The 7,033-nt window shown below is 73.9% G+C and carries 7 protein-coding genes; 3 read left to right on the forward strand and 4 right to left on the reverse strand.

Annotated features, from left to right (window positions below; genetic code table 11):
- Nucleotides 1-101: 101 nt before the first annotated feature.
- The 3 genes from RIN80_RS25435 to RIN80_RS25445 all read right to left on the reverse strand — a co-directional run bounded on the left by RIN80_RS25435 (nt 102) and on the right by RIN80_RS25445 (nt 3,509).
- Entirely contained in the window at nt 102-2,357 is a 2,256-nt protein-coding gene (locus RIN80_RS25435) for a protein kinase (protein ID WP_309097984.1), read from the reverse strand.
- Nucleotides 2,358-2,436: 79 nt separating this feature from the next.
- Nucleotides 2,437-2,895: a MarR family transcriptional regulator gene (locus RIN80_RS25440; RefSeq protein WP_309097985.1), complete on the reverse strand. Its 459-nt coding sequence runs from the start codon at nt 2,893-2,895 to the stop codon at nt 2,437-2,439.
- Nucleotides 2,892-3,509 carry a type 1 glutamine amidotransferase family protein gene (locus RIN80_RS25445; RefSeq protein WP_309097986.1) on the reverse strand — a complete coding sequence of 206 codons (618 nt, stop codon included), beginning with the start codon at nt 3,507-3,509 and terminating at the stop codon, nt 2,892-2,894. The genes RIN80_RS25440 and RIN80_RS25445 overlap by 4 nt, the downstream gene beginning before the upstream one ends.
- A gap of 160 nt (nt 3,510-3,669) precedes the next feature.
- Between RIN80_RS25445 and RIN80_RS25450 the strand changes: the two genes are divergently transcribed.
- The 3 genes from RIN80_RS25450 to RIN80_RS25460 all read left to right on the forward strand — a co-directional run bounded on the left by RIN80_RS25450 (nt 3,670) and on the right by RIN80_RS25460 (nt 6,634).
- On the forward strand, nt 3,670-5,025 hold the full coding sequence (locus RIN80_RS25450) for an aspartate aminotransferase family protein (RefSeq protein ID WP_309097987.1): 1,356 nt from the start codon (nt 3,670-3,672) through the stop codon (nt 5,023-5,025).
- Between the two features lie 118 nt (nt 5,026-5,143).
- On the forward strand, nt 5,144-5,845 hold the full coding sequence (locus RIN80_RS25455) for a GntR family transcriptional regulator (protein WP_309097988.1): 702 nt from the start codon (nt 5,144-5,146) through the stop codon (nt 5,843-5,845).
- Between the two features lie 138 nt (nt 5,846-5,983).
- Nucleotides 5,984-6,634, forward strand: a complete 651-nt coding sequence (locus RIN80_RS25460; protein WP_309097989.1) for a hypothetical protein — start codon at nt 5,984-5,986, stop codon at nt 6,632-6,634.
- 9 nt (nt 6,635-6,643) lie between these two features.
- Here the strand turns inward: RIN80_RS25460 and RIN80_RS25465 are convergent, their stop codons facing one another.
- Nucleotides 6,644-6,937 carry a DUF3303 family protein gene (locus tag RIN80_RS25465; RefSeq protein WP_309097990.1) on the reverse strand — a complete coding sequence of 98 codons (294 nt, stop codon included), beginning with the start codon at nt 6,935-6,937 and terminating at the stop codon, nt 6,644-6,646.
- Between the last annotated feature and the right edge of the window lie 96 nt (nt 6,938-7,033).

Below are 7,033 nucleotides of genomic sequence, written 5' to 3' on the forward strand. Positions count from 1 at the left end.
CCGCGAGGCCGGGTTCGGGACCCCGGGTCCACACCAGTTCCGCCGTCCTCCCGGGGCTGGGCTGTCGAACCCTCAAGCACGCGCCGCGGCAGGGGAGTCCGTCACTGCCTCGTGTACGTCAGCCGTTCGCCGCTGCTCGTGTTGGTGCGCTGGAGCGTGCCGTCCGACAGGACGGTGATCTCGGTGGCCGCGCCCGGGGTGCAGGCGGTGCGCGGCTGGCCGACGGTCACGGTGGACGGGCCGATCCTCAGCGGGCCGTCGGCGCCGGGCGCGGCGGTCAGTTCGCCCTCGAACACGCAGTGGTAGGTGCCGCCGCCCTTGGTCGGGCCGTCCGCCACGAGGGACAGGACCGTGTCGCCCGGCTCGCCCTGCCGGAGGGTGAGCCGGCGGGTGTGCTGTCCGTCGGCGTTGTCGATGGTGGTGGTCCAGGTGCCGAGGTACGCCGACGGGATCGTGCCGTCCGCCGGGGAGGGGGAGGCCGTCGGCGAGGGGCCCTGGGTGGTCGGGGGCGCGCCGGTGCTGTGCGTCGGGGAGGGCTGCGCGTGGTCGCCGGTCCCGTCCCCGCCGCCCTGCATCAGGGCGTACACCGTCCCGCCCGCCGCCAGCGCCACGACCAGGGCGATCACGACGAGCAGCGCGGTGGACCGGCCGTCGCGCCGGGGCGGCTCCTGCCCGGGGCCGTACGGCGGGGTCGGGCCGTACGGCGGCGGCCCGTAGGGCGGGGTGGAACCGAGTCCGACGTAGCCGGGGTACGCCGGTGCGGCACCGCCCGGGGAGCCGGGCTGGGGGTGCTGCTGCGGGTAGCCGTAGGCCGGGTACGGGGGCGGGGGCGGCTGGGCATGCGGCGGGCTGCCCGGGCCGGGGGGTGCGGGGGTGGGCCGGCCCTGGCCCGCGACCATGGTGGGCAGGTGATTCAGCGGCGCCCCCGAGCCGGGGACACCCGGCGTCCCCGAGCCCGGCGCACCCGGCGGAGGCGGACCGGGCACCGGCGGCACGGTGCCGGGCCCGGACGCGTCGGCTACGTGGGCGTGTTCCGGGGTGGCGCCGGGGCCGCCGGTGGGGGCGTGCTCGGGGCCGTGACCGGGAGGTGCGGGGTGCCCGGCGGGGGCGGAGCCGGGGCCGGACGGCCCGACGGCACCGGCGGAAGCGGCACCGCCGGCACCACCGGCAGCGGCAGAGCCGGAAGAGCCCGCCGGACCCGAGGGCCTCGCAGGACTGGAAGGACCCGCCGGACCGTGGGCAGGTAGGTCCGGCCGACCGGAGGCAGGTCGGTCCGCCGGACCGGAGGCAGGTCGGTCCGCCGGACCCGAGCCGGGTCGGTCCGCCGGACCCCGGCCCTGAGAGCCGGGTGCAGACGACCCGCTTTCCTCGCCGGCGCCGCCCGCCGCGTCCGCCCCGGGCCGGGATCCCGGCCCGGGGCCCGGTGCCGGTTCGCCCTGCGGGTTCTCCGCGTCCAGCAACCGCACCGCGTGCCGCCCCAGTTGGGCCACCAGTGCGCTCGGGAGCCACGGGTCGAGGGCGCGGCCGTCGGCGACGGTGTCGTCCGCGCCCGTGCGCCGCAGGACGTGGTCGAGGGACGGCCGGGCGGCCGGGTCCTTGCGCAGGCAGTCGCGGACCAGGTCGGCGATTCCCTCCGGCACGCCCTCCAGGTCCGGTTCCTCCTGGGCGATGCGGAACATCAGGGCGTGCACGCCGCTGTTGGCGGTGCCGAACGGCAGCTTGCCGGTGGCGGCGTAGGCGAGGACCGAGCCGAGGCAGAAGACGTCGCACGCCGGGGTGATGCGGTCGCCCCGCACCTGCTCGGGCGCCATGAAGCCCGGCGATCCGACGAGCGCGCCGGTGCGCGTGAGCCCGCCGTCGGTCACCGTCTCCAGGGCACGCGCGATGCCGAAGTCGATGACGCGCGGGCCGTCGATGGTGACGAGCACGTTGGACGGCTTGAGGTCGCGGTGGACGATGCCGGCCGCGTGGATGTCCTGGAGCGCGTGCGCGAGCCCGGCCGCGAGGATGCGCACGGTCCGCTCCGGCAGGGCCCCGTGGTCGTGCCCGACGATCTGCTGCAGGCTCGGCCCGGCGACGTACCCGGTGGCGACCCACGGCACGGCGGCCTCGGTGTCCGCGTCCAGCACCGGCGCCGTCCAGTACCCGCCGACCTGCCGCGCGGCCCGCACCTCCTGCCGGAACCGCTCGCGGAACTCCTCCTGCGCGGCCAGTTCCTCGCGGACCAGCTTCACGGCGACGGTGCGGCCCCGCTCCGAGCGGGCCAGGTACACGTGTCCCATGCCTCCCGCACCGAGCCGCGCCAGCAACCGGTACGCACCGATGTGCTGCGGCTCCCCCGGCCCCAACGTCTCCATCGCTCAGCCGCCTTCCCCCCACACGCGAGCAACGGATCGAGAATAGTGCGGGGCGGGGGCCGGGTGCCCTGGGAGACGTCTACGGTTCCGTAACAGGCGGACCCGCCCCGTCGAGCACCTTCGACAGCCGCTCCAGCGTCCGCACCGCCTCCGCCAGTTCCGCTTCCCCGAACGCCTCGGCCAGCCGGTCGGCGAAGGCCGCGTGCCCGGGGTCGATGCGGGCGACGGCCGCGCGGCCCTCCCCGGTCGGGGCGAGGAGCTTGGCCCGGCGGTGCGCCGGGTTCGGCCGGTACTCCGCGAGCCCCCGCTCCACCAGCAGATCGGCGATGCGCTGCACGCTCTGCCGGGTGATGCCCATGGCGCGGGCGATGCCCGAGACCGGCAGCGGCTCGCCCAGGACCGCTCCGAGCACCTGCCACCAGGCGGCGGTGAGCCCGGCCGGCCGGGCCAGTTCCTCCGCGACGGCGAGGAACTGGCCGTTGAGCCGGAACACCCCGAGGGCGCTGCGGCTGAGCAGCTCCTGACGCTCCCGGCTCACAGCGCCCCGGCCTTCTCCAGCACCGCGTACGCCGTCGCGTCGGAGTCGTGGAAGAGCCGGTACCAGGCGTCCAGCACCTCGCCCTCGTACACCCCGAGCAGCCGCAGGACCTCCCGGGCGAAGGCCACGGGCTCGGTCGGGCCGGCGGTGACCAGGCCCCGGTCGGTGACGGCGTCGGCCTCGACGTAGCGCTCGCCGCCCGCGTAACCGGTCGCGGCCAGGTAGAAGGAGACCGCGCTGGTGTGAGTCCGGTCGTCGAGCAGGCCCTCCCGGGCCAGTCCGGCGGTGGCCCCGCAGATCGCGGCGACCGGGACGCCCGCCGCCAGGAAGGCGCGGGCCGTGCGGGCGAAGGGGGCCAGGTCGCCTGATGTGTCCCAGAGGTCGGCGCCCGGGAGGATCAGCAGGGAGCTGTCCTCGGGCCGTACGTCGTCCAGGGCCAGGTCGGGCCGCACGCGCAGGCCGCCGATGCTGGTGACCGGGGCGGTGGACGGGCCGACCGTGCGGATCTCGTGGCCGGCGCGGGCGAGGTGGGCCGTGGTGTGGCCGGTCTCCCAGTCGGCGAAGGTGTCGTAGACGGCGAGGTGGACGGGCTTGCGGACTGCGGTGGCGTTCATGGTTCCTCCTCGGACCCTTGCCTTATGACAGCACGCTGACATCTGGACAGCATCCTGTCAATAGGTCGGGGCGCGCATGGACAACCTGTCGCGGAATGCGGCGCACGCCAGACAGGCCGCCGATACCACCGCCCGCTCCCCCGCGCCTACGCTCGCCCGCATGACCCCTCAGCCGAACCCCGAAGCCGGCGCCGCCGTGAAGGCCGCCGACCGTGCCCACGTGTTCCACTCCTGGTCCGCGCAGGAGCTCATCGACCCGCTCGCCGTCGCCGGTGCCGAGGGGTCGTACTTCTGGGACTACGACGGCAAGCGCTACCTCGACTTCTCCAGCGGGCTCGTCTACACGAACATCGGCTACCAGCACCCCAGGGTCGTCGCCGCGATCCAGGAGCAGGCGGGACGGCTGGCTACCTTCGCGCCCGCGTTCGCCGTCGAGGCGCGGTCGGAGGCGGCGCGGCTGATCGCCGAGCGGACCCCGGGCGACCTGGACAGGATCTTCTTCACCAACGGCGGCGCCGACGCCGTCGAGCACGCCATCCGGATGGCCCGGCTGCACACCGGTCGTCCCAAGGTGCTCTCGGCGTACCGCTCCTACCACGGCGGCACCCAGCAGGCCGTGAACGTCACCGGCGACCCGCGCCGCTGGGCCTCCGACAGCGGCACGGCCGGGGTCGTGCACTTCTGGGCGCCCTACCTCTACCGCTCCCGCTTCTACGCCGAGACCGAGGAGCAGGAGTGCGCCCGGGCGCTGGAGCACCTGGAGACGACGATCGCCTTCGAGGGTCCCTCGACGATCGCGGCGATCATCCTGGAGACCATCCCGGGCACGGCCGGGATCATGGTCCCGCCGCCCGGCTATCTGGCCGGGGTGCGCGAGCTGTGCGACAAGCACGGGATCGTCTTCGTCCTGGACGAGGTCATGGCCGGGTTCGGGCGGACCGGTGCGTGGTTCGCCGCGGACCTGTTCGGTGTCACGCCCGACCTGCTGACCTTCGCCAAGGGCGTGAACAGCGGCTATGTGCCGCTGGGCGGGGTGGCGATCTCCGGCGCGATCGCGGAGACGTTCGGGAAGCGGCCCTACCCGGGCGGTCTGACGTACTCGGGTCACCCGCTGGCGTGCGCCGCCGCCGTCGCGACGATCGGCGTCATGGCGGAGGAGGGCGTGGTCGAGAACGCGGCCCGCCTGGGGGCGTCCGTCGTCGAACCGGAGCTGCGGGCGCTCGCCGAGCGGCACCCGAGCGTCGGCGAGGTGCGCGGCGTGGGCATGTTCTGGGCGCTGGAGCTGGTGCGCGACCGCGAGACGCGCGAGCCGCTGGTGCCGTACAACGCGACCGGGGAGGCGAACGCGCCGATGGCCGCCTTCGCCGCCGCCGCGAAGGCGGGCGGGCTGTGGCCGTTCGTGAACATGAACCGGACGCACGTGGTGCCGCCCTGCACGGTCAGCGAGGCGGAGCTGAAGGAAGGCCTGGCCGTGCTGGACTCGGCACTGTCGGTGGCCGACGAGTACACGGCGTAAGCAGCTGTAAACCCGTCAGTAACCGACATTCTCGGGTCTCATTCGAACGCGTAAGGTGGCGTGCCCGTAGACATATACGCGCACGCCACCCGAACGCGACGAGGGAGACGCCCTGACCATGCCCGGCAGCACCGGCACCGGCTCCGTGATGCGCAGCACCCTGCGCCAGCAGATCGCCGACGCCCTTCGTGACGAGGTGCTGGCCGGGCGGCTCCAGCCGGGGCAGGAGTTCACGGTCAAGGAGATCGCCGAGCAGTACGGCGTCTCCGCGACGCCGGTGCGGGAGGCGCTGGTCGACCTCTCCGCCCAGGGGCTGCTGGAGGCGGACCAGCACCGCGGCTTCCGGGTCCACGAGTACTCGGTCGAGGACTTCCGCGGCATGATCGAGGCCCGCGACCTGGTCATCGAGGGGATGTTCCACGCCCTGCTCACCGGGCAGCGCGCCTCCATACGGACCGACGATCCCCGTGTGGCGGCGACCCTCGCCGGGGTGCGGCGGCGCGGCGAGGAGGCCCAGCGGGCCGCCGCGGCCGGGGACCTGACCGTGCTCATCGGCTACGACCTGCGCTTCTGGCGCGAGCTCGCCGCGGTCTTCGGCAACCCCTACCTCGCCGACTTCCTGCACCGGCTGCGCGTGCGGACCTGGGTGTGCGCGGTGCAGTACCTGCGCCGGCTCAGCGACCTGCGGGGCGAGCTGTGGGCGGGCCACACCGAACTGGTCGACGCCCTGGGTGCCCGCGACACCGACACCGCCCGGGCGATCATCGCCGGCTACAACACCCACTCGCTCGCCCTGATCGAGCGTCTTGCCTCCGGTTGAGCCGCGTCGCATCCGTTCGGGTGGGTATGGGACATGCACGGCAGGAGCCGCGACCGCGCCGCACCGCTACTCTTCCCTGACCACCGTGCTACCCGACCACCGTGCTACCCGACCACCGCGCTGAGCGAGGAGCCTTCTTTGGCCTGTGATCTGTGGCTGGTACCGCTCGTCGACGTGTTGTGCCACACGCCGGACAACCCCTTCGCCGAGGAACTCGCGCAATACAACAAGGTGCTCGCCGAGGCCGGGCTGCCGCCGGTGCCGGTGTACCAGTACATGCCGGGGCTGTCGGGCGACGTCGCCCCGGTCGCGGGCTTCGACTACGACGCGCTGCACTTCCTGCGCCGCGCCTACCTGCTCCAGGTGTGCGGGCTGCCGGTGACGCCGGTGGACGAACTGGGCGGTGACTACGAGCAGTTGCTGGAGATGTTCGAGTCGACGGCCCAGCAGTCCCACCTGGTCTGGCACTACGACCACGCGGGCGCGTACGTCCCCGTCGATTTCCCCAGCCCGCTCGCCGACGACGAGCTGCTCGCCGGCGGCGGCCCGCTGGGCTCCTCGCACGCCCTGCTGCGGGAACTGGAGGTGGTCGCCCCGGTGATCGGCATCGACCCGGCCAACCCGCCGGCGGCCCCCCAGCCGCCGCTCGCCCCGACGGAGCTGGAAGAACCCGCCGTTCCGGCCCCGTACGATCCGAGCCCCTTCGCCCGGGAACGCCACGTCTGGCTCGGCCTGCACGCCGCCGTGACCCGCAGCCTGGCCCAGGGCTCGATGATCGTCTTCAGCTGAGCCGGTGGCTCAGCGGCCCAGCTGGGCCAGGCCCTTCTGCACGTCCTCGACGTTCATCACCGGCGTGTAGGTGATCTCCGCGCCCAGGTGGAGGAAGAAGGGCTCGCTGAGCACGGGCATCTGCGAGCTGTCCTGCATGTCGAAGACCAGGTAGGCGGTCCGCTTGCCCTGGTCGGAGGTGAAGTAGGCCGCTTCCGGCTTGATCTGCTCCAGCGACTCCTGGAGCAGCTTGCCCATGGTGCCGTTGCGGATGGCCTCGTTGGCCCTCTCCGTGTCCATGCGGGCCTTGAGCAGTACGCGCATCGCACTCACCTTCTTCTGCGTCGACACGCGGGGTGTGGTTCTCAGCCTATGCCCGTTCCCGGCAACTCTCCCGGCGAGACGGCGCCGGCCGCCCCC

Origin of the sequence: Streptomyces sp. (genome assembly GCF_031181705.1) — a bacterium.
In the GTDB taxonomy this organism is placed as follows: Bacteria; Actinomycetota; Actinomycetes; order Streptomycetales; family Streptomycetaceae; genus Streptomyces.

What these genes read in the sequence shown, in the direction of transcription:
- RIN80_RS25465 (WP_309097990.1), bottom strand. Translation starts at nt 6,937, where the DNA reads ATGCGCGTACTGCTCAAGGCCCGCATGGACACGGAGAGGGCCAACGAG.
- RIN80_RS25445 (WP_309097986.1), bottom strand. Translation starts at nt 3,509, where the DNA reads ATGAACGCCACCGCAGTCCGCAAGCCCGTCCACCTCGCCGTCTACGAC.
- RIN80_RS25435 (WP_309097984.1), bottom strand. Translation starts at nt 2,357, where the DNA reads ATGGAGACGTTGGGGCCGGGGGAGCCGCAGCACATCGGTGCGTACCGG.
- RIN80_RS25450 (WP_309097987.1), top strand. Translation starts at nt 3,670, where the DNA reads ATGACCCCTCAGCCGAACCCCGAAGCCGGCGCCGCCGTGAAGGCCGCC.
- RIN80_RS25455 (WP_309097988.1), top strand. Translation starts at nt 5,144, where the DNA reads ATGCCCGGCAGCACCGGCACCGGCTCCGTGATGCGCAGCACCCTGCGC.